We start from the raw sequence: 26,841 nt of genomic DNA on the forward strand, positions 1-26,841 counted from the left end.
TTTATGAGTAAGTTACTTTCACATTTTTACTGTTTTACTTCCTCATGGACCTGTTCTGAGTATGTTTTTCAACAAGAAAGAAAGTTCACCCCTAAATCAGGATGAACCTTCACTTGCAGAAAAATCAGATTATTTAATTGTTACATCGTTAATCTCTAAATAGCCTGAAGGGCTTATTGAGAAGCCTTTTACATTTTTCGAGATTGCAGCGACATTTTCGATTACTCTTACAGGAATATAAGGTGAATCATCCATTTCAATTTCTTGTGCTTTAGCGTAAATTTCTTTTCGTTTTGCTTCGTCTTTTTCTTTTCTTCCAGCATTAATTAAGTCATCAACTTTTGGATTGCTATAGAAGAATGTGTTTCCTGCAGCTCCGCGTGAGTCTGAGTGGAATAGGTTGTACTGATTATAATCAGCATCTCCTGTTGCGTTTCTCCAGCTTATAATAAACATTTCTGATTGTCCTTTATTTACTTTTTCAACAAACGAACCGTATTCCATCACTTGTACTTTTAAATTAATGCCAATTCCTTTTAATTGTGATTGAATAACTTCTGCTAAATTTACTCTTTCTTTACTATCCATCGTAAGGATCGTTGCATCAAATCCATTTGGATATCCTGCTTCTGTTAATAGTTTCTTTGCTTCTTTTAAATTGTAATTGTAAGCTTTTAATTGCTCATCGTATCCGAATACTTTTGAGCCCATTGCTGAATTTGCTTTTTTACCAACATTATTAAATACACCTTTAATAATCGAATCCATTTCAACTGCATGAGCGATTGCTTTACGTACTCGTACGTCATTAAACGGTTTTTTTGTTACATTGAATCCGATATACTCTGTTCCGTAACCTTCACTTCGGTATACTTCCATAGCCGAGGATGATTCAACTTGATTCATAACTGCTATTGGGAGTGGTTCTGCTATTTGAGCTTCTCCTGTTTCAATCATTGAAATTCTTGTTGAGTCTTCTGGAACGACCTTGAAATCAACCTTATCAATCTTTGGTTTTTTCCCCCAGTAATCTTCATTTTTAACTAGTATAATATCCTGTCCTGGAGACCATGATTTAAATTTAAATGGACCTGTTCCGTTTGGTTCTTGAATAATGTTTTTACCATATTTATCAATTGTTTTAGGACTTATAATTCCACCTTCATGATTTGCTAAAATTGAAAGAAGTGGTGAGAATGGTTCGCTTAAAATAAATTGAACAGTATATTCGTCGACTACTTTAACTTCTTTTACCATTTTAAATACAACTGCTCTTGGTGAAGCAACTTTAGGATCTAATAAACGATCAAATGTTTTCTTTACAGCCTCTGCATTAAATGGTGTACCATCGTGAAACTTCACATCATGTCGTAGTTTAAATTCCCAAGTTTTATCATTGATTTGATTCCATGACTCTGCTAGCATTGGTTGAATTTCATTATTTTCATCTCGTTGGACTAGACCTTCATAAATTTTATGATGGGTAACGCTTGCTGCATTTATTGTAGACATAAATTGCTGATCTAAATTTTCGGCATCTGATAACCGAGCAATTACTAGCGTGCTTCCTCCTTTGGAATCATTTGCTTGTCCATTTGCTTTCGTACCTACGTTTTGATTAGATGAACATCCTGTAATTGTGATAGCAGAAAATAATACTAGTAAACATTTACCTATTCCTGATTTTAGTTTCAATGGCACTGCCTCCCTGTTTAAAGTTTGTCTTACAAATATTTATCTAATTATATAAAATATTCTGATAATTATTTTTGAATATCTTTACCTGTTTTTTCAGTTTCTTTACTTATTTTTAATTATTTGACTTTGCTTCTAGTTCTTTAATTGATTCAAGCCTTTTAAAAGATGATGGAAATAGATCATTTTCAGGAAGTTGTTCGTAATCCCTTTCCATATATCCTCTTCTCATCTTATTAAAATACACTTGACCTTTTTGCTTTAAAACCTCTATATCAAGATTAGGAATTACTTGATCTTTCATCACAATTCTTCCATTTATAATTGATAGTTTTACATCTCTACCTGAACCACTTACAAACATAGTACGAATTGGGTCATCAATAACGCCCATATGGAATCCATTTAAATCAATCGCAATGATATCCGCTTTTGCTCCGACTGCTATTCGGCCTATATCTTCGCGATGCAGAAATGCCGCTGCTCCTAGAGTGATAGAATTGAAGAAATCAGCGTATGTCGATCCTTCAACTTCTTTTTCTACAAGTCTTGAAAGCATACTACCAGTACGTACATTTTGAAAAATATCTGGAGGGAAAGTATCAGTACCTAATGCAATATTGACTCCCTCCTTCCTATATTTTGCATATGATTCAAGTCCTTCTCCGTGTCTTCCTATAATAAGTGGACAATGGATAACAGTAGTATTTGTTTCTTTCAGAAGTGAAATGTCATTATCAATATTGTAATTCGCTCCACTATAGCCCGATACAAAATGAGCGTGGGGTATTCCTGTATTTGGACCTAAAAATCCAAGATTATATAAATATTTAATTGGTGTAACTCCGTGTTCTTTTAAAATAGTATTAAATTCAAAACTTCCTTGCGCAGCATGGAGCTTGATTGGAACGTTTAATTTGTCACTATAATATTTTGTTTTTATCAATATTTCTTCAGTCTGTGATTCTATTCTTTCTGGAGCTAACATCCCTCTGACCAATCCATCAAATGCACCATCGAAGGTTTCAACAAACTTTACTGCTCTTTCTAATCCTTCCTCGCCCGCTTTTTCATCCCAATGAATTTTAATGTTTCCATCTGGTTCGACAACTCTAATTCCAGCTTGATAGCTTGGTCCAAGGTAAATTCTCAATCCTAATTTTCCTGCATGATTCGCTGCAGCTTCCAACTCTTCAAAAGTTTCAGCCCAATTTTTGTAAAAAACGGATGTAATCGGCATAGCAGTAGTAATTCCATTTAAAATAAGCTGCGAATAAGCATATAAAGATTTAAATGCTTCTTCCTCCTCACTCATTAGCTCATGATGTCCATTTTTTACAAATTCCTCCGACCAAAGGAGATTTTTTTGTCTATTTGATTTCGCTTCTAAATGCAAAATATCATGGTCAATGTCACCTAAGGCATTTAAATCAATAAAACCAGGACTAAGGATTGCGTTTCCAACGTCAATTACTTGATCTACTTCTTCTGTATAGTTTTTTCCAACATACAAAATTGTCTCTTTTTCATATACAATCTCTGCATTTTCCAATATGACATGTTCACTTCCGTCAAACCCAATCACATATCTTCCCTTTAGCTTCGTTTTCATTTTTTCTCCCTTCGAATTTTTAATTTTTATTTTAGTTTTCAACATATCTCATCTCGTCAACATAGGCACGGGCATGTCCCCAGAAATACTTTGTAGGTTGCATATATTTTTCTAGTCCAGCGCGTTTAATCGTTGCAAAGGCTTCTTCATTTGCTTCATTTAAAACTGTGCTTTCATGAACGGTTTTTACATTTCTGCCTTCCATAATAAGTTTTCCATCTACAATGACATGGTCTACATCATTTGCTACTGTTTGAAATACTAAACGATGAACATGCATATATTCTGGAGTCAAATGTGGTTGATGAAGATTAACTGTTATGACATCTGCTTTTTTTCCAATTTCAAGTGAACCAATTTCATCATCCCAACCAATACATTTTGCTGCATCAATCGTGATCATTTCTAAAAGCTTTCCAGGTGGTAAATAGTAATAGTCTCTGAGCGCTGCTTGATGTACAAACTGTGTTTTCCTCATCGCTTGGAATAAGTCAAAGCTCGTAGATGGTGAGGTACCGTCTGTAGAAATGGCAACTGTTGCTCCCATTTCAATTAATTCTGTAATTGGTGTACGTGCATTAACTTGTCCAAAACCTGGAGAAGCACTAATATTTGTACCAGTTTCAGCTAATATTTTGGCTTCGTCGAATGAAATTCCTCGACAATGCTGAAGATGGACATCGGGACCTAATAGTGCATTTTCTTTATCTTGAATTGCTAAGTGAATCATTCCACCAAATGCATCTGAGTGAATTCTTGTATTATATTTCCTAGCAATCTCTCTTATTTTTTTAGCTTGATAAAGATCATGTTTTGTTAGTCCGTAAAGTCGATCTGGGGAAGTCGGATAGGAAGGATCTACGGACGTTACAATAACAAATGGTGTAATAAAGGCTCTTGTTCGATCATCATTTGCGTGATTTAATGCCTCGATAACCGCTTCGGCACCTTTTAAAACTTCTTCATATGTAACTTCTTTCTCAATTCTTTTCCCGTCAACCCATCTACTAAATGAATGTGGCCAAGGTGGGTTACACGGACCTGTACAAACTACTTCACGAACTCCTACTTCGTTGTAAGCTTTTGCATGATTTATTGCAAATATGGGATCATCAGATCTCGGCACTGAGCCTAACACACTAACGCCTGTTGTAATACCCGCTTTTAATCTTTCAAGTGCTGACAGCTTTCCTTCGTAGTACCAAAAATCATCCGTCACATAATGCTTATACGTTTTCGTCATAATCGGCATCCAAAAATCGATATTCTCCATCGCGATTGTTTTAAACATTGAATGACCACCATGACCATGAACATCTATTAATCCAGGTAGAATACATTGATGACTACAATCAATTACTTTTTTTGCCTCATACTTGGTATTCAAGTTTTCAGTCAAATCAACATCTACAATTCTTCCATTATGAATTGCAACTGCACCTTTTTCTATAATTCTTCTTTCTGTATCCATTGTGATAACAGTTCCATTAACTAATAGCAAATCAATCATTTTTATCCTCCTATTGCAAACTTCTCTTTAAAAACTGAAACAGCATAATAAATTATGCTGTTCCATTGAATTACTTATTTCACTGTTACATCATCAAGCATTAAATAACTTGCTGGGTTTAACCAAAGTCCTTTAACTGATGAGCCAGTAACTGCTAAATGCTCATAGTTACGAATAGGTACATATGGTACATCTTTGTTTTCAATTTCTTGTGCTTGAGCATAAAGTTCTTTACGTTTTTCGCTATCCGCTTCTTGACGAGCTGATTCAATTAATTTATCAACTTCTGGGTTGCTATAGAATGAACTATTTCCTGCTGCACCTTGGGATTTACTATCAAATAAGTTAAATTGGTTATAGTCGCCATCACCAGTAGCATTTCCCCATCCACCAATTGAAACTTGGTGTTGACCTTTTGCAATTGCATCAATATAAGCTCCGTATTCAAGTACTTGAATTTTCACATTAATACCAATCCCTTTTAATTGAGATTGAATAACCTCAGCCATATTTATTCTTTCTTTACGGTCACTAGTTGTAAGTGTAAATGATAGGCCGTCTTTAATTCCTGCTTCTTTTAATAGCTTTTTAGATTCATTAATATCGTAATTATAGCCTTTAATATTCGGATCATATCCAAATACTTTTGGACTCATTGTTGAATTTGCTTTTGTTCCAACATCGTTATATACACCTTTAATAATTGAATCTACTTCAATTGCATGTGCAATCGCTTGACGGACACGAACATCATTAAATGGTTTTTTCTTTGTATTGAAGCTTAAATATTCAACAGCTAGTCCATCTGTACGGTATAAATCCATTGTGTCAGAAGCTTCAATTCGATCGATTTCTGTTACAGGCACTTGATCAGTTACATGTGCTTCACCAGTTTCGATCATTGCTAGTCTTGTAGCATCTTCAGGAACTACTTTAAAGACTACACCATCAATTTTAGGTTTATTACCCCAGTAATCTTTATTTTTTTCAATTTTAATTTCTTCTCCTGATTTCCAAGATTTAAATACATAAGGACCAGTTCCAACTGGATTTCTCCCAATTTTATCACTGTTTTCTTTAATCGATTTTGGACTAATAATATCTCCTTCATTACTCATTAAAATTGATAAAAGTGGAGCATATGGGTATTTCAAAATAAATTGTACAGTTGAATCGTCTACCACTTTAACTTCTTTTATCATTTCAAATTTACCAGCTTGTGGTGATGCAGTTTTCGGGTCAAGAACTCGATCAAAATTTGTTTTAACTGCATCTGCATTAAATGGTGATCCATCTTGGAACTTAACGCCTTTGCGTAATTTGAATTCCCAAGTCACGTTATCTATTTGCTTCCATTCTGTTGCTAAAAGAGGTTTTGGCTCCATATTTTTATCTGGTTCAACTAATGTTTCATATACCTTTTCATAAACAACGTTAGCTGATGGTATATCAGTAATAAAATGTGGATCTAATGTAGTCGCATCAGATAGTCTAGCAACGACCAATGTTCCCCCTGCTTTTGCCTTTGTTCCTGTTGCACTACTGCTTGTTTGGTCTGATGTACAACCTGCAAGCGCAGTAGAAACTGTTAATAATGATGCAAATAATACTCCAGCTGTCTTTTTCTTCATTTTTTTCTTCCTCCTCTTATACTTGCCCCCATGATTCTCTTGTTCACCATTTTTCCTGAGTACGTAGGCTTATTCAAATTATAAAAAAAAATAAAATTTTATATTTTCAGAATCTTTACTCGTTTTTTAATTATCTTTACTGCTTTTCCGCATTATATTTACTTCAATTCTAATTTTGAATAAATTTAAACAAAGAAAAGGGGGAAAAAGAATGAAAACAGAGATTGTATTGAATAACAATGAAATCAAATTAGAAAAAAAAGAATCTCAAAAACTAAAAAGATGGAAAGTATTTTATAAGAAGTTTAAAAAAAATAAATTGGCACTAGTTGGTGGATATATCGTACTTTTTTATATTTTAGTAGCTTTTTTGGCACCACTTATTTCACCGAAGGATCCTTTTGCGATTGATTTAATGCATAAGCTACAACCTCCATCACTAGAACATTGGATGGGAACAGATGATAAAGGAAGAGATATTTTAAGTAGAATCATTTATGGAAGTCGTCTTTCAATTTCTGTTGGTTTCGTATCTGTCTTATTTGGTGCAATTTTCGGAATTACTCTAGGGTTGATTGCAGGTTATTACGGAAAATGGGTTGATACGATCATTATGAGAGTTGTTGATATATTACTAGCATTCCCAGGTATTCTACTAGCACTTGCGATCATTAGTGCACTAGGTCCTAGTCTAATTAATGTAATGGTTGCTGTCGGTATCTTTTCAATCCCAACGTTTGCACGAATCGTTAGAGGATCTACATTATCCGTCAGAAAGCTTGAGTATATAGACGCAATTCGTGCATTAGGTGCAACTGATTCAACAATTATATTCAAACATATTTTCCCGAATATTCTTTCACCAATAATTGTCCAAGCTACGTTAAAACTTGCTACAGCTATTCTTTCAGCAGCAGGCTTATCATATCTAGGATTAGGTGCTCAGCCTCCATCACCAGAATGGGGAGCGATGTTAAGCAGTGGACGTGATTACTTATTTACCGCACCACACATTGCCTTATTCCCGGGTATTGCGATTTCAACACTTGTATTAGGATTTAATATTTTCGGAGATGGACTAAGAGATGCTCTTGATCCAAGAATGAAAAAATAAGGAGGAAAGTACATGTTTCTATTTATTGTCAGAAGAATTATACAAACTATTCCAGTTTTACTTGGTGTAAGTTTAGTCGTTTTTTTAATCATGCAGATGGTTCCTGGTGATCCAGCAACACTACTTGCTGGTGAAGGTGCTACGAAACAAACAATCGAAATGATTCGTCATCAACTTGGACTTGATCGTCCTGTCATTATTCAGTATTTCGACTATGTTGTTCATGTATTACAAGGAGATTTTGGTGAATCGCTTCGAAATAATCGTCCAGTATTAGATGAGATTATGATTCGTTTGCCTATTACAATTGAACTTGCACTGGCTAGTATTTTCATTACAGTTGTACTTGGTATGCTAGCAGGAATTATATCAGCGACTAAACAGTACTCTGCAGCTGATATTACAATTATGATTGTCGCTTTACTAGGAATCTCTTTACCAAGTTTCTGGTTTGGTTTAATGCTGATCTACTTCTTTTCAGTTAATCTTCATATATTCCCAGTTGCTGGCTGGGGAACGTTTAAACATATGGTACTGCCAGCATTAACATTAGGTGCAGGTGGTGCTGCAATAGTAGCTAGAATGACTAGATCAAGTATGTTAGAAGTTGTTCGTCAAGACTATATGCGTACAGCAAGAGCAAAAGGATTAAAAGAACATGTCATTATTTATAAACATGGTTTAAAGAATGCTCTTATTCCTGTTATTACTGTTGTTGGACTTCAGTTTGGTGCATTACTTGGTGGTACCGTTTTAACAGAGTCAGTTTTTGCAATTAATGGACTTGGTAGATTAATTGTTGATGCAATTAGGACAAGAGATTTACCGATGGTTCAAGGTGGCGTATTAATCGCTTCAGTTATCTTTGTATTTATGAATCTAGCTGTTGATATTCTCTACCGTTACTTTAATAAACGAGTTGACTTGAATTAAGGAGGTACTACTATGAAAAAACAATTTGATGAAACAATTCTTGAGGTTAAAAATCTACAAACCTACTTTTATACAGATGAAGGAATAAGTAAAGCTGTTAATGGAATTAGCTTTAAATTAAAAAAAGGTGAAACACTTGGAATAGTAGGAGAATCTGGAAGTGGTAAAAGTATTACATCATTATCACTATTAGGATTAATCCCATCTCCTCCAGGAAAAATAACTGGTGGTAGTATTCTTTTTAAAGGTGAAGATTTACTAGCAAAAACGGAAAAGCAAATGCGTTCCATTCGAGGGAATGAAATTTCAATGATTTTTCAAGAGCCAATGACATCTTTAAACCCAGTTTATTCAGCTGGCGAACAAATTGCAGAAGCGATTCGTCTTCACCAAAAATTAGGCAAAAAGGAAGCTTGGGAGAAAGCAGTTGAAATGCTTCGACTTGTAGGGATCCCATCTCCTGAAAAACGTGCAAAGCAAGAACCACATGAACTTAGTGGTGGTATGAGACAAAGGGTTATGATTGCAATGGCACTTGCTTGTCATCCAGAAGTGCTAATCGCAGATGAACCGACTACTGCTCTTGATGTGACAATTCAAGCGCAAATTCTGGAATTAATTAAATCACTCCAAAAAGATTTAGGTACAGCTGTCATACTAATCACGCATGATCTAGGCGTCGTTTATGAAACTTGCGATCGAGTGGCTGTCATGTACGCTGGAAGAATTGTTGAATATACATCAGCAAAAGAACTTTATAATAACCCTAAGCACCCATACACAATCGGGTTATTAAACTCTCTTCCACGTCTTGATATGGATCAGGATGAATTAACAACAATACCTGGTACTGTACCTAGTCCATTTAATATGCCTAAGGGCTGTAGTTTTGCACCACGCTGTGCACATGCAAAGCCAATGTGTCATGAATCAGTGCCAGATTTACTAACACTCGACAAAAATACTGAAGTCAGTTGTTGGATGTATACATCACAATGGGAAACTGATCATACCATCATAGAGAAAGTAGGGATTGAATAATGGCATTACAACTAGTGGATAAAAAAATACTACTTAATGTAGATCATTTAAAACAATACTTTCCAATTAAAGGAGGCATTTTAGGAAGAACGGTTAATCATGTAAAAGCTGTAGACGATATTAGCTTCCACATTTACGAGGGGGAAACTTTAAGTATAGTTGGAGAATCTGGTTGTGGTAAGTCTACTACTGGTAGAGCCATTCTAAGATTAGACGAGCCTACAAGTGGGAGTATTCATTTTAAGGAAAAAGATTTATTAAGCTTAGGAAAAAAAGAAATGCGTAAAATAAGAAAGGATCTACAGGTAATCTTCCAAGATCCGTTTGCCTCACTTAACCCTAGACAAACAATTGGACAAATTTTAGGTGAAGCATTAGCCATTCAAAATGTCGTTCCAAAAGAAGAACGTAAAGCTAGAATTGAGGAATTATTAGGACATGTTGGGTTAAGACCAGAAGCAATGGAACGTTATCCTCATGAATTTAGTGGCGGTCAACGTCAGCGTGTCGGAATTGCACGTGCACTTGCTGTTGATCCAAAACTAATTATTTGTGACGAAGCAGTTTCTGCACTAGATGTTTCAATCCAAGCCCAAGTATTAAACTTATTAAAATCGTTGCAGAAAAAATTCTCACTTACCTTTCTTTTTATCTCACATGATTTAGGTGTAGTAAGACATATTTCTGATCGAGTAATGGTAATGTATTTAGGAAAAATTGTTGAGATTGCTGATAAAAAATCAATATTCGAAAATCCTCAGCATCCTTATACACGTGCCCTATTATCTGCTATTCCAGTACCGAACCCGGTACATCAAAGAGAAAGAATTATCTTAACAGGAGATGTCCCTTCTCCAATCAATCCTCCAAGCGGCTGCCGTTTTCACACAAGATGCCCTTTCGCGATTGATATTTGCAAAACAAAAGCACCTGAATTAAAATTATCTGAGCAAAATCATCAAGTTGCTTGTCACATCATTAATTAAATAGTATTCTTATAGGCATGAAGTGAAGGAAAAGAAGAGAATTGATCCTGCCATGTAGAGATTCTACTTCTAATAATTAGATATAAATGCTTATAAAATTGGATTATAAATCGAATGTTGATTCGATTAAGATATTGTAAGGCTCCTATGGAAAATACGCGAAGATTAGAGACTCCTCTAAGAAGCTCCAATAGGATGCTCAGCTTTCGTTCCCTTCCATTGGAGCAACTTTCGTTGAAATCACCTAATTATAAACAAAATTTTCAAAAAAATTAAAAATATTATTAAAAAAACTAATTGAGGTTCTTCATGCTTAGTTACGAGGGATTTACTTTACTAATTATGCTATTTATTTTAGCTCCTATTATGGGAGCTATTGCTTTATTATTTTTGTTTATCTTTGAAAAAAGAATTGACTTACTTGAAAATAAAAATAGAGAAATTCGGTTAGAACATGCATTACAAGAAGCTCAATACAATAAATTAAATCAGCAAATTCAACCGCACTTTTTATTTAATACACTTAATGTCATATTAAGCTTAGCGCGTTTAAATCGAACTTCGGAATTAATCCGAGCCCTAGAAACGTTCTCTCAATTTTTAAAATTTAAATATAAATCATCCGAGCCCTTAATCCAGTTAAATCAAGAAATACAATATACTCAATATTATTTAGACATTCAAAATCTACGGTTTGGTGATCGTCTTAAAACAGAGTTAGATTGTCCAAAAGATTTATTTAATGCGCTAGTTCCCCCTTTCATTTTGCAAACCTTAGTAGAAAATTCATTTAAACACGGTTTAGAAAAAAAGATTGGAGAAGCTTTACTGGATATACGATTTTATCAAGATTCCGAGCTAGTCTGTTTAGAAGTTATAGATAATGGTTTAATGGGAATGACTAATACTTTTTCTAATCAAGAAGGCCATGGATTAGATAATATAAAAAAGAGATTACAACTATATTTTGGTAATAGTGGTCATGTACTGATTACTTCAAATGAATCAGGAACAAATGTTAAGGTCGTCTGGCCTCTTATATATGAGAGTAAAGGAGGGAAAATAAATTGAATGTGTTATTAGTAGATGATGAACCATTAGAGCTTGAACAGATGGAATATTTAATAAAAAATATGTTTCCATTATGGAAGTTTTTTAAAGCTGCTGATGCATGCCAAGCCATCACAATTAACCAAAACCATAAAATTAATATTGCGTTTCTAGATATTAATCTACCTGGACGTTCAGGACTGGAGTTTGGTGAAGAGCTTAGAGCACTAAATAAAGACGTAGATATTATTATGGTTACAGCATATCAAAGTTTTGATTATGCACAACAGTCAATCCGAATCGGCGTTCTAGATTATTTAACTAAGCCAATAATAGAAAGTGAATTATATAAAGTTTTATCTAAATATAGTGAGACCGACACATCAAACCAATATTCTAGTTTAATCCATCAAACTCTTTTATATATTCATGATCATTTCGCTGAAAAACTTTCTCTTTCTGATGTTGCTCGAGAAGTTCATACGAATCATACTTATTTAAGTAGAAAATTTCACGAAGAAGTCGGTGTGTCGTTTTCAGAATATTTAATAGACTATAGAATACAAGCAGCCAAGCGATATTTAACAAATAATCCAAATTGGAACATTTCAGATGTAGCAGAAAACTCAGGCTTTAATAGTCAGCATTACTTTAGTACTTTATTCCGCAAAATTGAGGGCATTACTCCGAAAGAGTATCGTGAGAAAGGAAAATAAACCGTGAATTCACGTTCATTTAGAGAATACGTACAAGGACCTATTCAAATTGGAATGGGAATGGGAATTATTTCTCTCTTGGCACGTTGGGTAACAGGAACTACGATATTATCTTCGCCAGAATCAATGATTAAATATGGTGTATTTGGTGGAATTGGATATGCATTTTTAGGTGCGATTGCATTATTTGTATTTAGTTTTATCGGGAAAAAAGTTCGACAGGAGTACCCTGATGGTTTAACAATTGGAGATTATTTGAAGAAGAAACTACATCCACTTGGTTATTGGATTATGATTTGTATTTTAATATTAACTAGTTTACACATATTATATATACAGTCGATGACCGCATCTACGTTATTTCATTTTCTTTTTAATTTACCGTTGTACATAGAAATAATCATATTTATAAGCTTTTGTGTACTTTTTGCAGGTTTTGGTGGATTAAAGATGATACATGGATTAGCTGGATTCCAAGTCATTACAATGTTTGCAGCGGCAATTTTAATTCCGTTGTATTTTTTCGTAAAAGAAGGCGTTCAACCCGTATATGATGGGATTAAACTATACCATCCATACATGCTAGTCATTGATCATTACGATTTATGGGGTTTTTTATTTTCAGGTTTATTAGTTGGATTTGGTCAGTTTTTCTTTGACATTACTTCATGGCACCGATTATTTATGATTGAATCGAAAAAACTACCTTTAACATTCTCAATATCCGGCTTAATTTGGTGTATTTTCCCACTTTCATTTTCATGTCTTTTTATTATTGTTATATTTACAGGTGGATTTACAGATATTCAATCAATTTTAGTTGGTTTAGCAAATAAAATTACAACACCATTTTTTTTCATACTCTTTGTTTTATGTGCATTTAATGCGATTACATCAACATTTGGTGCGGTATTACATTCGCTTGCTAGTTTAATCATTATCAATATAATCGAACCATTTCGCACGATAAAAAATGATCAAAAAAAAATAAAACTTGCTTATCTTCTATCCGTGATGATTGGGGCGATCATCTTTTTCGCTACAATTATTCAATCAAAAAAAATTATTGAACTATTATTTTACTCAGGAAATGTCTATTCTGCATTGTTATTTCCAATTTTAGTTATTGTCTTTAGTAAGGGGAAAGTCGGTAATTACATTCCAATTAGTATTGTAATTAGTATCATACTTTCTTATATTGTTCAGCCGTATGTAGGTGAATTTCAAAGTATTTGGTTGAGTTTATTATTTTCTATTGTGATTATTATTTTAGGTTTTACAATCCAATTTTTTAGTAAGAAAGAGTCTGTAAATATGTCATAAAGAAGAGCTAATCAGTTGAATTGATTAGCTCTTTACGCTGTTGAAAAACAATCTTGTCAATTAAATTACCAANNGCACCCCTCCGTTCCAATCACCATATTCATCAAAAAAAGACTGCTATAAAAACCTAATCAACTATCCTTTACTTAGAGTAATAAAACAATTGTTTATTAATCAATTTGTAGGTCAATTAATATCAAACATTAATTTATAAACTAATCAATTGAATTTGTTTTTCTAAAAGATAGCTCAGGATTTTCTAATATTCACTTACATATTTTGAACGTTTATTTTTCAGTTTTAAATTGCTTAAAAATAATTTATCATTTATTATTTGCCCATGAGACTAAAGCGATGAAAATAGATTATGGAGGTTACATTATGAAGGTTTTACTTTTTGGAGCAACAGGAATGGTTGGTCAAAGTGTATTAAGAGAATGCTTACAAGATTCTTCTGTTAGCTCGATTTACTCAATTGGTCGTAGTATTACAGGGATTCAACATGAAAAATTGTATGAAATTAAGCATTCTAATCTACTTGATTTATCTCCAATTGAAAGTCAATTATCTGGATTTGATGCATGTTTTTTTTGTTTAGGTGTTTCATCATTTAGAATGACAGAGGAAGATTATCGTAAGATTACATATGACCTTACCCTATCCATCGCACGTACATTATCAATGTTGAATCCACAAATGACTTTCATTTATGTCACTGGATCAGGTACCGATAGTACTGAGAAAGGTCGTATAATGTGGGCTAGAGTGAAGGGGAAAACAGAAAATGACTTATTAAAGTTACCGTTTAAAGCTGCATACATGTTTAGACCAGGTGCAATTATTCCACATAAAGATATAAAATCAAAAACTAAACTATATCAATACGGCTATAACATAACGAAACCTATTTATCCGATCCTAAAAAAATTCTTTCCAAATTCAATAACGACTTCAGAACAAATAGGTCGTTCAATGATCAATATTGCAAAAGCTGGTTATCATAAGCCATTAATTGAGGTTGAAGATATTAATAAGACAGCAGAAAAAAGATAAGTAAAAAGAGAGTATAGGGAAAAGATATTTCCATCTTTCCCCCATTCCTCTCACCATTAAGTATTTAAATATGGAGCTCCTCGTCTTGTGTTAGCTGCAGAAGATGCGTCTTCACTTGTATCTAGGTATGGACTGCCACCATCGTCATAATTAATTTTATTAGAATCGTCGTTTTCACTCGTGTCTAAGTATGAGTTGGTAGCAACGTGGATATGGTTGTCATCAGTTTTTCTTGATCGATTATCTTTTGACATGATTATTTCACCTCTGTATTTATATTGTGTATAGATATAAATTTAAAATTACAGGTAGTTTGAGGGAATTAATTTTTAACTCTATTTCAAAGGTTTACTCTTCTTGAACTACTTATTTCTTAATAAGAAATCAGACAAAATTGCTCTTGGTAATAATAAAAAAGGATAGATAATCCAGATATATTCTAGATTATCTATCCTTTTATTTATTTTATCCTTAGTTAACAGCTACATCTTCTAATACTCGGACAAATTCACCTTTATTAACTGGATAACCAGCTTCAGCGATTTTAACTTTTACAATTTTACCGATCATGTCTTCTGTTCCTTCGAACACGACTTTCAGATAATTATCTGTGTAACCAATTAATAGTCCTTCTACACCATTTTCTGTATACTTTTCTTCCGGAATGACTTCTAAAACATCTCCATCAAACATTGAAGCGTATTCTTTTGCAAGCTGATTTGATAATTCAATTAAACGATGTACTCGTTCATTTTTAATTTCTTCGTCAACTTGATCTTCCATACGTGCAGCTGGAGTACCTGTACGTTTAGAGTATGGGAATACGTGTAATTCAGAGAATTTATTGTCGCGAATGAAATTGTACGTTTCCATGAACTCTTCTTCAGATTCACCTGGGAAACCTACGATTACATCAGATGTAATTGAACAGTTTGGTAATACTTCGCGTAGTTTTTCAATTCTTTCAGCAAATTCAGCCATTGTATATTTACGACGCATACGTTTTAGGACTGTATCTGATCCTGATTGTAGTGGTACGTGTAAGTGACGAACAACAATATTTGAATGACGAAGAACTTCAATTACTTCATCTGTGATTTGGCTAGCTTCAATTGAAGAAATACGAACACGTTTTAATCCTTCAACTGTTTCTAAATCTTTTAATAACATTGCTAAGTTGTAATCTTTCATGTCTTGACCGTATCCACCAGTGTGAATACCAGTTAAAACAATTTCCTTATAGCCTGATTCAACTAATTGCGTAGCTTGTTTTACAACTTCTTTTGGATCACGAGAACGCATTAAACCACGTGCCCAAGGAATAATACAGAACGTACAGAAGTTGTTACAACCTTCTTGAATTTTTAATGAAGCACGTGTACGGTCAGTAAAAGCAGGTACATCTAGCTCTTCATAAACTCGTGCTTTCATGATATTCCCTACGCCATTAATTGGCTGACGCTCTACACGATATTGCTCGATATAATCTAGCATTTTAGTACGGTCCTGTGTACCAACAACGATATCCACCCCAGGAATTGCCATGATTTCGGCTGGAGATGTTTGTGCATAACATCCAGTTACACAAATTACTGCATCTGGATTTTTGCGCACGGCACGACGGATTACTTGTCTACTTTTTTTGTCACCTGTATTTGTAACTGTACAAGTATTAATTACATAAACATCAGCTTTTGACTCGTATTCAGTACGGTCATAACCTGCTGCTTTAAACAGTTGCCAAATTGCTTCTGTTTCGTAATGGTTAACTTTACAGCCTAATGTATGAAAAGCTACTTGTGGCATTTCTTCACCCCATTAATTCAAAATGAAAGGAGGCAGCAGCTAAAACATAAAATGGTGCTGTTTCTGTTCGTAGAATTCTTGGTCCAAGTCCACAAAGCTTAGCACCTTTTTCTTCTAGCTGATTAACTTCTTTCTCCGACAAACCACCTTCTGGTCCGAAAACTACTAATAATCGTGATCCTTCTTTTAATGACTGGAATGTCTGAACAAGTCCTGCTGATTCTCCTGTTTTTGCACTTTCTTCATATGCAACAATACACGCATCATAATACTGTATTGAGTTAAGTAATTGTTGAAAAGATGCTGGCTGTTCCACGGTTGGTACAATAAATCGATATGATTGTTCAGCCGCTTCTTTTGCAATTTTTTGCCATCTATCAACCTTTTTACTAGCTTTTTTATCATCTAATTTAACAATTGATCTAGCTGCAGCAAAAGGTAAAAAACCAGAAGCACCAAGCTCCGTACCTTTTTGTATGATTAACTCTAGTTTATCACCTTTTGGTAGTCCACTAGCAATCGTAATTGATATTGGCAGTTCATTTGTATTCTCAACATATTCTACAACAGCTGCCGTTATTTGTTCACTAGAAATATTTGTAAGTGTACAACGAACAGTTGAAGAACCTGGAACTGTACAAATGATTTCTTGATCTAGCTTCATTCGCATAACATTTGCGATATGATGAGCATCATCACCAGTTATTGTAACAAGATCATTTTGAAGCTGCGTTTCTTCTATAAAATATCTTTGCATCTTACATTCCTTGTTCTGGCTTTTTTGCAATAATTGCAACCCAGTCCTCTAAATGTAATACTTCCTTCACTTCAAAACCAACTCGTTTAAGCTCATTTTCGATGTCTTCTTGTTTAGCACCAATAATTCCTGATGAAATAAATGTTCCACCTGGTTCTAAAACATTAAACACATCGTCTACGAAACGTAGAATAATTTCAGCAAGTAAGTTTGCAACAACTACTTGGAACGGACCTTCAATTCCTTGTAGTAAGTTACCTTGTCCAACTTTTATAACATCGTCAACTTTGTTTAATACAACGTTTTCTCTTGCACTTCGAACAGCTACATCGTCTAAGTCATAAGCTTCTATATTTGTAGAGCCAAGTTTAGCAGCTGCAATACTTAATACTCCTGAACCAGTACCTACATCGATTACACGGTCCGTTGATTTAACAACTTTCTCAAGTGCACGAATACACATAACAGTTGTAGGATGAGTACCAGTACCAAACGCCATTCCCGGATCTAGTTCGATAATTAATTCGTCTGATGATTTGACTTCATACTCTTCCCAAGAAGGTACAATTGTAAAACGATCTGAGATTGAAATTGGATGATAATATTTTTTCCATGCAGTGGCCCAATCTTCTTCGTTTACTTCATGCACAGCAAATGTATTTTTTCCTAAATCAATATCATATGAAATTAAATTATTAATTGCTTCTTTTATACCGTCGATTGTATCGTTTAAAAAACTATTCACAGGAAGGTATGCTTTAACGATTACACCTTCCTCTGGATAATCTTTTGGGTTAAGTTGGTAGATTTCACCGTAAACCTGTGCTCGCTCCTTCGTCAAATCAAACACATCCTCTATGACAACACCACTTGCACCAGCTTCGTGTAAAATGTTAGAAATCGGTTCAACCGCATCCTGTGTAGTGTGAATACTTAATTCTGACCATTTCATAAACTACCAACTCCATTCATACTCTCTTCTTTACTTGGCAATACCCTCTAATCATAGTCAGAATTAGAGGGTGCCATTTAAATTACTTCTTCTATTTAGTGTTTCCACTTTTTACCTTAACTAACGTACTGAATTAATAACTTCTTTATTGTTCGCCAAAATTCTTAACTGCACGCTTTAACTTTGTAAAGAAAGAGTCGTGTTTGTCGTCTTTTTGACCTTTGCCAATATTATAAAACTCCTCAAGCAATTCTTTTTGACGGCTTGTTAGTTTTGTTGGTGTGATAACTTTTACGATTACGTGCTGATCACCTTGACCATAACCACGTACATCCTTGATTCCTTTACCTTTTAAACGCATTCTAGTACCAGTTTGCGTTCCAGCAGGAATTTTCGTTTTTACTTTACCATGCAATGTAGGAACTTCAACTTCATCACCTAATGCAGCTTGTGCAAAAGTTAATGGAAGCTCGCAGTAAACGTCATTTCCATCACGTTCAAAGAATTCATGCTCACGAACATGGAATGCAATATATAAATCTCCAGCAGGACCACCATTTTTACCTGGTTCACCTTGGCCTGAAAGTCGAATTTGTTGTCCATCATCGATACCAGCTGGTACTTTAACCATAATTTTCTTACGAGTTTTCACTCGGCCTGCACCATGACAAGTATTACATTTATCTTTAATAATCTGACCAGTACCTTGACAGTGTGAACATGTCGTACGGTTCACAATACGTCCAAATGGAGTATTTTGTTCAACACTCATTTGTCCTGAGCCATGACAATGATTACATGTTTCTTTTGATGTACCAGGTTTTGCACCTGAACCACTACATGTATGACATGTTTCTTCAGTTGGAATTTCAATTTCTCTTTCCATTCCAAATGCTGCTTCTTCAAACTGGATCGTCATTGTATATTGTAAATCAGCTCCAGCTCTTGGTGCGTTCGGGTCACGACGACGTCCACCGCCACCGCCACCAAAAAACTGACTGAAAATATCTTCAAATCCACCGAATCCGCCGCCGCCAAATCCGCCGCCGCCGAAACCTTGGTTTGGATCTGTATGACCAAACTGATCATAATGAGCACGTTTTTGATCATCTGATAAATTTTCGTATGCTTCTTGCACCTCTTTAAACTTTTCAGGTGCATCAGGATCCTTATTAACGTCCGGATGATATGTTTTTGCTAATTTACGAAACGATTTTTTTATTTCATCTTGTGATGCACTTTTACTCACACCAAGCACATCATAGTAATCACGTTTACTCATAGTATTACAATCCGCTCCTTTCACATAAAGAATATTTTAACATATCCTGTGCATTTCTAAAAGAAAAAGAAAAAGTCAAAGCCAAGGCTACCCTGACTTTGACTTCCCTTTTTTAGATATATATATATTGTCTAGTTCCAGGCGTTAGCCCCTCGAGGTCATAAGCCCAATAACGGTAAAAGTTATAAACCAAACTTTTTCCGTTATTGTTCTTATGCTTGTCGGGGCTGACCGAACGCCTTCCACTTTTCGTTATTGTCTAGTTCCAGGCGTTACTGACCAAACGCCTTCCTCTTTTCGTTATTATTTTTCGTCCTTAACTTCAGTAAACTCAGCGTCTACTACATCGTCTTGTTTCGCTCCGCCTTCAGCTCCACCTGCAGCTTGCTGTGCAGCAGCAGCTTGCTCATAAAGCTTCATTGATAAAGCTTGAACGATTTCAGAAAGAGCATCTTTCTTCGTACGGATATCATCTAAGTTACCAGCTTCTAAAGCTGCTTTTAATGCGTCTTTAGCTTCGTTAGCTTTTGTAACCTCTGCTTCTTCAACTTTTCCTTCAAGATCTTTTAAAGTTTTCTCTACTTGGAATACTAATTGATCAGCTTCGTTTTTAAGATCTACTTCTTCTTTACGTTTTGCATCTGCATCAGCATTTAATTCTGCTTCTTTTACCATGCGTTCTACTTCTTCATCACTTAAACCTGAAGAAGATTGAATTACGATGTTTTGTTCTTTTTGAGTTCCTAGGTCTTTCGCACGTACTGTTACGATACCATTTTTGTCGATATCGAATGATACTTCAATTTGAGGAATTCCACGTGGTGCTGGTGGGATATCCGATAATTGGAAGCGACCTAATGTTTTATTGTCATTAGCCATTGGACGCTCACCTTGTAGTACGTGAATGTCTACAGCAGGTTGATTGTCAGCAGCTGTTGAGAAAACTTGAGATTTACTTGTTGGGATTGTTGTATTACGTTCGATTAACTTTGTAAATACTCCACCCATAGTTTCGATACCTAATGATAATGGAGTTACGTCTAGTAATACTACGTCTTTTACATCACCAGTTAATACTCCACCTTGAATTGCAGCACCTAATGCTACTACTTCATCAGGGTTTACACCTTTATGTGGTTCTTTTCCTGTTTCTTTTTTGATTGCTTCTTGAACAGCAGGAATACGAGTTGAACCACCAACTAAAATGACTTTATCAATTTGACTAGCAGTTAAGCCTGAATCCTTCATTGCTTGACGAGTTGGGCCTAAAGTTCTTTCTACTAAGTTGTGAGAAAGCTCTTCGAATTTTGCACGAGTTAAGTTTAACTCTAAGTGTAATGGACCAGCTGCACCCATGCTAATGAATGGTAATGAAATTTGAGTTGAAGTAATACCTGATAAGTCTTTTTTCGCTTTTTCAGCAGCATCTTTTAAACGTTGTAATGCCATTTTATCTTGGCTTAAATCAACACCATTTTCTTTTTTGAATTCAGCTACTAAGTAATCAATGATAACTTGGTCGAAGTCATCTCCACCTAAACGGTTGTCACCAGCTGTAGCTTTAACTTCAAAAATTCCATCTCCTAATTCAAGGATTGAAACGTCGAATGTACCGCCACCTAAGTCATAAACTAAGATTGTTTGGTCTTCATCCATTTTATCTAAACCGTATGCTAATGCAGCCGCAGTTGGCTCATTGATGATACGTTCTACTTCTAAACCAGCGATTTTACCAGCATCTTTAGTTGCTTGACGCTCAGCATCATTGAAGTATGCAGGTACTGTAATAACTGCTTTCGTTACTGCTTCACCTAAATAAGCTTCAGCAGATGCCTTTAAGTTTTGAAGAATAATTGCAGAAATCTCTTGTGGAGAAAAATCTTTACCTTCAATGTTTTCTTTATGTGTAGTACCCATATGACGTTTAATAGACATGATTGTGTTAGGGTTTGTAATTGCTTGACGCTTTGCTACTTCCCCAACTTGACGCTCACCATTTTTGAACGCAACAACTGACGGAGTTGTACGTCCACCCTCTGGATTCGGAATTACTTTTGGCTCTCCACCTTCTAATACTGCGACACAAGAGTTAGTTGTACCTAAGTCAATACCAATAATTTTACTCATTGCATGTTCCTCCTAAAATTTACATAAGTTATATTTTAGTTTTAAAAAATAATTTTATATTTATGTTAGCGATTTAAATAGACGCTTAACTAATTACTCGTTTACTTTTACCATTGATGGACGAATTACTCTGTCCTTTAGCTTATAGCCTTTTTGGAATTCTTGTAAAACTTCATTAGATGGCTTAGAATCATCACTTTCTTGCATTACAGCTTGATGGACATTCGGATCGAATTGTTCACCAAGTGCTGGGATTTCTTCTACACCTTCTTTTTTCACAGCTTCAACAAGTAAACGGTAAACCATTTCCATACCTTGTTTTAAAGAAGCAGTTTGCTCGTCTGTTGCTTCAACTTGTAGTGCACGTTCGAAATTATCTAGTACTGGTAATAAATCAGTTACTAAGCTTTGCGCACGATAAGTCATTAAAGATTGTTGGTCTAAAAGTGCACGACGTTTATAATTTTCGAAATCAGCATGTAGACGTAGGTACTTATTTTCCTTCTCATCTACTTCAGCACGAAGTTTTTGAAGCTCTTCTTCAGCAGAATTCACATTGTCAGTTTTCTCTTCTGTAAAGATTGAAGGCTCTTCAACAGTAGTTTCTTCATTCACTACTTCTTCATTTAAAAGTTCTTCCTGACGTTCTGTCATGTCACCTTCACCTCCTATTTTTTTATATGTAATCCATTGTTTCTTTTCACAATGGATTTATTCAACATCCTTAGATGAAAATAATAAATTCAATTGCCCTGTTATTAAATGCATTAATGAGATTACTCGGGAGTATTCCATTCGAGTTGGTCCTAATACTGCGATTGTACCAATTTGATCTTCACCTAATGAATAGGTTGCGCTAATGATACTTACATTTTCTAAGCCAGACTTTTCATTTTCCTTACCAATTTTGACACTTAAACCCATCTGTTCAAAAGGAATAATACTTTTTAGTTCATCCTGCTTTTCAATCATGTTTAACAAAACTTTCATTGTCTCCACATTATGAAATTCTGGTTGAGCTAAAATATTCGTTTTTCCACTTAAAATCAGCTTTTGTTCAATCGGTACGTCAATAGTGCCACCAATCATCTTAATAACACTCTCATAATTCGAAATATGCGTACGTAAAATCATTGCAATTTCTTTATAAAGTTTGTCATTTATTTGATGAATTGGAACATTTACTAGTCGCTCATTTAATATATTTACCATTTTCTCAATATCACTCATAGACACACCAGGTGGTATAGTTACTGTTCGATTTTTAACAATACCTGTGTCCGTCACAATAATTGATACTGCTGTATTAGGTCCTATTGGAATAAGCTGAATATTTTTAAGCTTATTTTCAGTAACTTTTGGTCCCAGTGCAATTGTTGTGTAATTTGTTAAATCAGAAAGTATATCAGCTGAATTTTTCACAAGCTTTTCTATTTCAAAAATACGCTCGGCAAAAATACCTTTTATCGAACGAACATCATCGTCATTAACAATTTGTGGTGATAATAGATGGTCTACATAAAAACGATACCCTTTTTCAGAAGGGATTCGACCTGCAGAGCTATGAGGCTTTTCAATATAACCAAGTTCCTCTAAATCAGCCATCTCATTTCGTATCGTTGCTGAACTAAATGAAATACCTTCCTTTTTAGATAAACTCCTTGAACCAACAGGTTGTGCCATGCGAATAAAGTCATCGATAATAATTTGGAGTATCAATAACTGTCTTTCAGTCAACATGTTTATCACCTCTATTAGCACTCTTATCTAGTGAGTGCTAAATATATTATTAACTTAACAAATCCTTTATACGATGTCAAGAAGTTAAGGGCAGGAATAAAGAAGTACAGAATTAATGGATTAAGAAATAGTAAATACATCAGATTGATCTATTCTCCCTTATCTAATCCGCTTTTCCTGCTGCTTACATTTACTGCTTTTATAGTAAAAATGCTTGAAATACTTCGTTTCCTAGTAACTTTCCTTTGTGGGATAATCGAAGATATTCTCCATTCATCTCGACTAATCCATCCTTCATTAGTTTTTCAATTACGTTCGGAAATACTTCATTAAAGTTTGAACCAAATTTTTCTTGGAACTTTCTTTCCGAAACTCCCTGCATTTTACGTAGTCCTAAAAACATTTCTTCTTCCATTTTTTCTTGCTTCGTTACCGTATGCTCATGAACAATTGGGACTCCAGTATCATCGATCAACTGGAAATATTTCTTTAATGGTCCTGCGTTTGAATATCGAATTCCATTAATATAGCCATGTGCTCCTGCACCAAATCCAAAATACTCTTCATTATTCCAATAAACAAGATTATGCTTACTTTCTAAGCCATTTTTTTCAAAATTGCTGATTTCATATTGATGAAAGCCATTTTTCTCTAAATAGTTCATTAAAAAGTCATACATAGCCGCTTCATCTTCTTCTGGGGCTGGTTTAAGCTTGCCCCTATTCATTTCTATGTAAAAAACCGTTTTTGGTTCAATAATTAATGAATATGCTGAAATATGTTGAATCGGTAACTTCATTGCTTTATCTAAAGAATCAACGAATTGTTCCATTGTTTGACCAGGTAATGCATACATTAAATCCAGATTAATATTATCAATTCCAACTTCTTTGGCAGTTTGAATTGCTTCTTCTATTTCATTTGGTGAATGTGTTCTTCCAATCTTTTTCAGTAAACCTTCATCAAATGTTTGCGCTCCAAAACTAATTCGATTCACACCACCATCTTTTAAAATCTGAAGCTTCTCTTTTGAAATTTCATTCGGATTACTTTCAAAAGTCATTTCGATTTCTTTATTCCCTTTAATGATGTGTTTATTAATCATATCAACTAACGTTTGAGTTTGGGGCAAAGTTAATGCTGTAGGTGTTCCTCCACCTACAAAAACTGTTTTCAAATCTATAATCGGATTTCTTTTTAAACTTTCAACAATTTCTTTCTCTAGATACTCTAAATACTGATCAACCGGCTGTCGGTCCATCATAAATTTATTAAAATCGCAGTAGTAACAAATCTGCTGACAAAATGGTATATGAATATAAACGGAAGATGCCATACCTTCTCCTCTTTTCTATATGAAAAGCCCCTGATCCAATACCATCTCCGGTGCAGATTCAGGGACTTTTGTTGATTTTAACTTTATGATTGTATATTTTCTTATCCTATTTGTCTAATTAATCGCTTTACTGTTATTAATCATTATTTACAACTTACTTTTTATTAATAACAATTTAAGTAAAAAATTAATGAATCTAAAATGAAAAATGCCACCATAAATAAATTACGGTGGCAACTTTAGATAATCATCAACTCTATAATTGATGAATCCTGTTAATTATTAGTCATCCATACGTAAAACAGCCATGAATGCCTCTTGTGGAACCTCTACAGATCCAACAGCTTTCATTCGCTTTTTACCTTCTTTTTGCTTATCTAATAGCTTACGTTTACGAGAGATATCCCCACCGTAACATTTTGCTAATACGTTTTTACCCATTGACTTAATTGTTGAACGAGCAACGATTTTTTGTCCGATTGCCGCTTGAACTGGTACTTCGAACTGTTGTCTTGGAATAAGTTCTTTTAATTTTTCAACGATAATTTTACCACGATCATAAGCAGCGTCTCTATGAACGATAAATGATAGAGCATCTACTTGTTCACCGTTTAATAAAATATCCATTTTCACAAGTTTAGAAACTTTGTAGCCAATTAATTCATAATCAAATGATGCATAACCTTTTGTACTTGATTTTAATTGGTCAAAGAAATCATAAACAATTTCAGATAATGGAATTTCGTAAGTTAACGTTACGCGGTTCGCATCTAAATATTGCATATCGATAAAGTTTCCGCGTTTCTTTTGGCAAAGCTCCATGATTGCTCCAACAAAGTCATTTGGAACCATGATTTTTGCTTTTACATAAGGCTCTTCTACTCGATCAATTGATTGAGGGTCTGGCATATGAGCAGGGTTATCAACGATAATCATTTCATCTTTTGTTGTGTAAACATTATAAATAACACTTGGTGCTGTTGTAATTAAATCAATTTTGAATTCACGTTCAATACGCTCTTGAATGATTTCCATGTGTAATAATCCTAAGAATCCACAACGGAAACCAAATCCTAAAGCTTGTGAAGTTTCTGCTTCAAATTGTAAAGCAGCATCATTTAATTGAAGCTTTTCAAGTGCATCACGTAAATCATTATATTTAGAAGTATCAATTGGATATAATCCACAGAATACCATTGGATTTAATTTACGATAACCTGGTAGTGGCTCAGTTGCTGGATTCTCCGCAAGGGTAATTGTATCACCAACGCGAGTATCTCCAACATTTTTAATAGAAGCTGTTAAGAAACCTACGTCACCTACAGTTAATTCATCTCGTTGTGTTGTACGAGGAGTAAACACTCCAGCTTCAACTACTTCGAATTCTTTACCTGTAGCCATCATTCTAATTTTTTGCCCAACTTTCACAGTACCTTCTACGATACGAATATAAGCTACAACACCACGGTATGGATCGAATAATGAATCAAAAATAAGTGCTTTTAAAGGCGCATCTGGATCGCCTGTTGGAGCAGGTACTTTTTCTACGATTTGCTCTAGAATTTCTTCTATTCCGATTCCTGCTTTAGCAGATGCTAATACCGCTTCAGATGCATCTAATCCAATTACTTCTTCAACTTCTTGTCTTACACGTTCAGGCTCTGCACTCGGTAAGTCAATCTTATTAATAACTGGTAAGATTTCTAAATCATTGTCTAAAGCTAAATATACGTTCGCCAATGTTTGTGCTTCGATACCTTGTGCAGCATCAACTACAAGAATTGCGCCTTCACAAGCTGCTAAACTACGTGAAACTTCATAAGTGAAGTCGACATGTCCAGGTGTATCAATTAAATGAAGAATATATTCTTCTCCATTTTTAGCTTTATATTGTAACTGCACAGCATTTAATTTAATGGTAATTCCACGTTCACGCTCTAAATCCATTGAGTCTAATAGCTGAGACTTCATCTCACGCTGAGTTAATGCATTTGTTTTCTCAAGAATTCTATCTGCTAATGTAGATTTTCCATGGTCAATGTGTGCGATGATTGAAAAGTTTCTAATTCTCTTTTGTCTTTCTGATCTTGACTCTTTATTCATTTCATCACTCCTAAATTTCTCGACAGCATAGATAGTTTTGATTATATCAAAAAAATAGGGAAATATTCAATCTC

At 34.5% G+C, this 26,841-nt stretch carries 22 protein-coding genes; 8 read left to right on the top strand and 14 right to left on the bottom strand.

What is annotated here, in order from left to right:
* Positions 1 to 129 precede the first annotated feature (129 nt).
* From COE53_RS04935 to COE53_RS04950, 4 genes are all read right to left on the bottom strand, one after another.
* Entirely contained in the window at positions 130 to 1,695 is a 1,566-nt protein-coding gene (locus tag COE53_RS04935) for a glutathione ABC transporter substrate-binding protein (RefSeq protein ID WP_069035081.1), read from the bottom strand.
* A 115-nt stretch (positions 1,696 to 1,810) separates the two neighbouring features.
* Positions 1,811 to 3,307: an amidohydrolase family protein gene (locus tag COE53_RS04940; protein WP_069035224.1), complete on the bottom strand. Its 1,497-nt coding sequence runs from the start codon at positions 3,305 to 3,307 to the stop codon at positions 1,811 to 1,813.
* Between the two features lie 31 nt (positions 3,308 to 3,338).
* Entirely contained in the window at positions 3,339 to 4,817 is a 1,479-nt protein-coding gene (locus COE53_RS04945; protein ID WP_098947518.1) for an amidohydrolase family protein, read from the bottom strand.
* Positions 4,818 to 4,891: 74 nt separating this feature from the next.
* A complete protein-coding gene (locus tag COE53_RS04950) occupies positions 4,892 to 6,448 on the bottom strand; it encodes a glutathione ABC transporter substrate-binding protein (protein ID WP_069035082.1) in 1,557 nt (518 codons plus the stop codon).
* 211 nt (positions 6,449 to 6,659) lie between these two features.
* Between COE53_RS04950 and nikC the strand changes: the two genes are divergently transcribed.
* From nikC to COE53_RS04990, 8 genes are all read left to right on the top strand, one after another.
* Positions 6,660 to 7,562 (top strand): nickel transporter permease, encoded by a 903-nt coding sequence (gene nikC, locus COE53_RS04955; protein WP_069035083.1) that lies wholly within the window; start codon positions 6,660 to 6,662, stop codon positions 7,560 to 7,562.
* A gap of 12 nt (positions 7,563 to 7,574) precedes the next feature.
* Complete coding sequence (locus COE53_RS04960) at positions 7,575 to 8,495, top strand: ABC transporter permease (protein WP_025569271.1); 921 nt, start codon at positions 7,575 to 7,577, stop codon at positions 8,493 to 8,495.
* A gap of 12 nt (positions 8,496 to 8,507) precedes the next feature.
* Positions 8,508 to 9,536, top strand: coding sequence for an ABC transporter ATP-binding protein (locus tag COE53_RS04965; RefSeq protein ID WP_069035084.1), 1,029 nt, complete (start codon positions 8,508 to 8,510; stop codon positions 9,534 to 9,536).
* Complete coding sequence (locus COE53_RS04970; protein WP_025569167.1) at positions 9,536 to 10,522, top strand: ABC transporter ATP-binding protein; 987 nt, start codon at positions 9,536 to 9,538, stop codon at positions 10,520 to 10,522. The genes COE53_RS04965 and COE53_RS04970 overlap by 1 nt, the downstream gene beginning before the upstream one ends.
* A gap of 309 nt (positions 10,523 to 10,831) precedes the next feature.
* A complete protein-coding gene (locus COE53_RS04975; RefSeq protein ID WP_025569165.1) occupies positions 10,832 to 11,593 on the top strand; it encodes a sensor histidine kinase in 762 nt (253 codons plus the stop codon).
* Positions 11,590 to 12,288, top strand: coding sequence for a response regulator transcription factor (locus COE53_RS04980; RefSeq protein WP_069035085.1), 699 nt, complete (start codon positions 11,590 to 11,592; stop codon positions 12,286 to 12,288). The genes COE53_RS04975 and COE53_RS04980 overlap by 4 nt, the downstream gene beginning before the upstream one ends.
* 3 nt (positions 12,289 to 12,291) lie before the next feature.
* Positions 12,292 to 13,611, top strand: a complete 1,320-nt coding sequence (locus tag COE53_RS04985) for an SLC5/6 family protein (RefSeq protein ID WP_025569163.1) — start codon at positions 12,292 to 12,294, stop codon at positions 13,609 to 13,611.
* A 381-nt stretch (positions 13,612 to 13,992) separates the two neighbouring features.
* Positions 13,993 to 14,664 (top strand): Rossmann-fold NAD(P)-binding domain-containing protein, encoded by a 672-nt coding sequence (locus COE53_RS04990; RefSeq protein ID WP_098947519.1) that lies wholly within the window; start codon positions 13,993 to 13,995, stop codon positions 14,662 to 14,664.
* A 56-nt stretch (positions 14,665 to 14,720) separates the two neighbouring features.
* Here COE53_RS04990 and COE53_RS04995 read toward each other — a convergent pair whose 3' ends face one another.
* The 10 genes from COE53_RS04995 to lepA all read right to left on the bottom strand — a co-directional run bounded on the left by COE53_RS04995 (position 14,721) and on the right by lepA (position 26,767).
* Positions 14,721 to 14,918, bottom strand: a complete 198-nt coding sequence (locus COE53_RS04995; RefSeq protein ID WP_098947520.1) for a hypothetical protein — start codon at positions 14,916 to 14,918, stop codon at positions 14,721 to 14,723.
* A 217-nt stretch (positions 14,919 to 15,135) separates the two neighbouring features.
* Entirely contained in the window at positions 15,136 to 16,470 is a 1,335-nt protein-coding gene (gene mtaB / locus COE53_RS05000) for a tRNA (N(6)-L-threonylcarbamoyladenosine(37)-C(2))-methylthiotransferase MtaB (RefSeq protein ID WP_069035088.1), read from the bottom strand.
* Positions 16,471 to 16,474: 4 nt separating this feature from the next.
* Positions 16,475 to 17,227: a 16S rRNA (uracil(1498)-N(3))-methyltransferase gene (locus COE53_RS05005; RefSeq protein WP_098947521.1), complete on the bottom strand. Its 753-nt coding sequence runs from the start codon at positions 17,225 to 17,227 to the stop codon at positions 16,475 to 16,477.
* A 1-nt stretch (position 17,228) separates the two neighbouring features.
* Complete coding sequence (gene prmA / locus COE53_RS05010) at positions 17,229 to 18,179, bottom strand: 50S ribosomal protein L11 methyltransferase (protein ID WP_097978147.1); 951 nt, start codon at positions 18,177 to 18,179, stop codon at positions 17,229 to 17,231.
* A gap of 145 nt (positions 18,180 to 18,324) precedes the next feature.
* Positions 18,325 to 19,461, bottom strand: coding sequence for a molecular chaperone DnaJ (gene dnaJ, locus COE53_RS05015; RefSeq protein ID WP_069035091.1), 1,137 nt, complete (start codon positions 19,459 to 19,461; stop codon positions 18,325 to 18,327).
* Between the two features lie 303 nt (positions 19,462 to 19,764).
* Complete coding sequence (gene dnaK / locus COE53_RS05020) at positions 19,765 to 21,588, bottom strand: molecular chaperone DnaK (RefSeq protein WP_069035092.1); 1,824 nt, start codon at positions 21,586 to 21,588, stop codon at positions 19,765 to 19,767.
* Positions 21,589 to 21,681: 93 nt separating this feature from the next.
* Positions 21,682 to 22,242, bottom strand: a complete 561-nt coding sequence (gene grpE / locus COE53_RS05025; protein ID WP_069035093.1) for a nucleotide exchange factor GrpE — start codon at positions 22,240 to 22,242, stop codon at positions 21,682 to 21,684.
* A gap of 57 nt (positions 22,243 to 22,299) precedes the next feature.
* Positions 22,300 to 23,328: a heat-inducible transcriptional repressor HrcA gene (gene hrcA, locus COE53_RS05030; RefSeq protein ID WP_069035094.1), complete on the bottom strand. Its 1,029-nt coding sequence runs from the start codon at positions 23,326 to 23,328 to the stop codon at positions 22,300 to 22,302.
* 199 nt (positions 23,329 to 23,527) lie between these two features.
* Positions 23,528 to 24,664: a radical SAM family heme chaperone HemW gene (gene hemW, locus COE53_RS05035; protein WP_069035095.1), complete on the bottom strand. Its 1,137-nt coding sequence runs from the start codon at positions 24,662 to 24,664 to the stop codon at positions 23,528 to 23,530.
* A 282-nt stretch (positions 24,665 to 24,946) separates the two neighbouring features.
* Positions 24,947 to 26,767: a translation elongation factor 4 gene (gene lepA, locus COE53_RS05040; protein ID WP_069035096.1), complete on the bottom strand. Its 1,821-nt coding sequence runs from the start codon at positions 26,765 to 26,767 to the stop codon at positions 24,947 to 24,949.
* Positions 26,768 to 26,841: the final 74 nt, after the last annotated feature.

It is taken from the genome of Bacillus sp. AFS029533, from assembly GCF_002585125.1.
Classification (GTDB): Bacteria; Bacillota; Bacilli; order Bacillales; family Bacillaceae_G; genus Gottfriedia; species Gottfriedia luciferensis_B.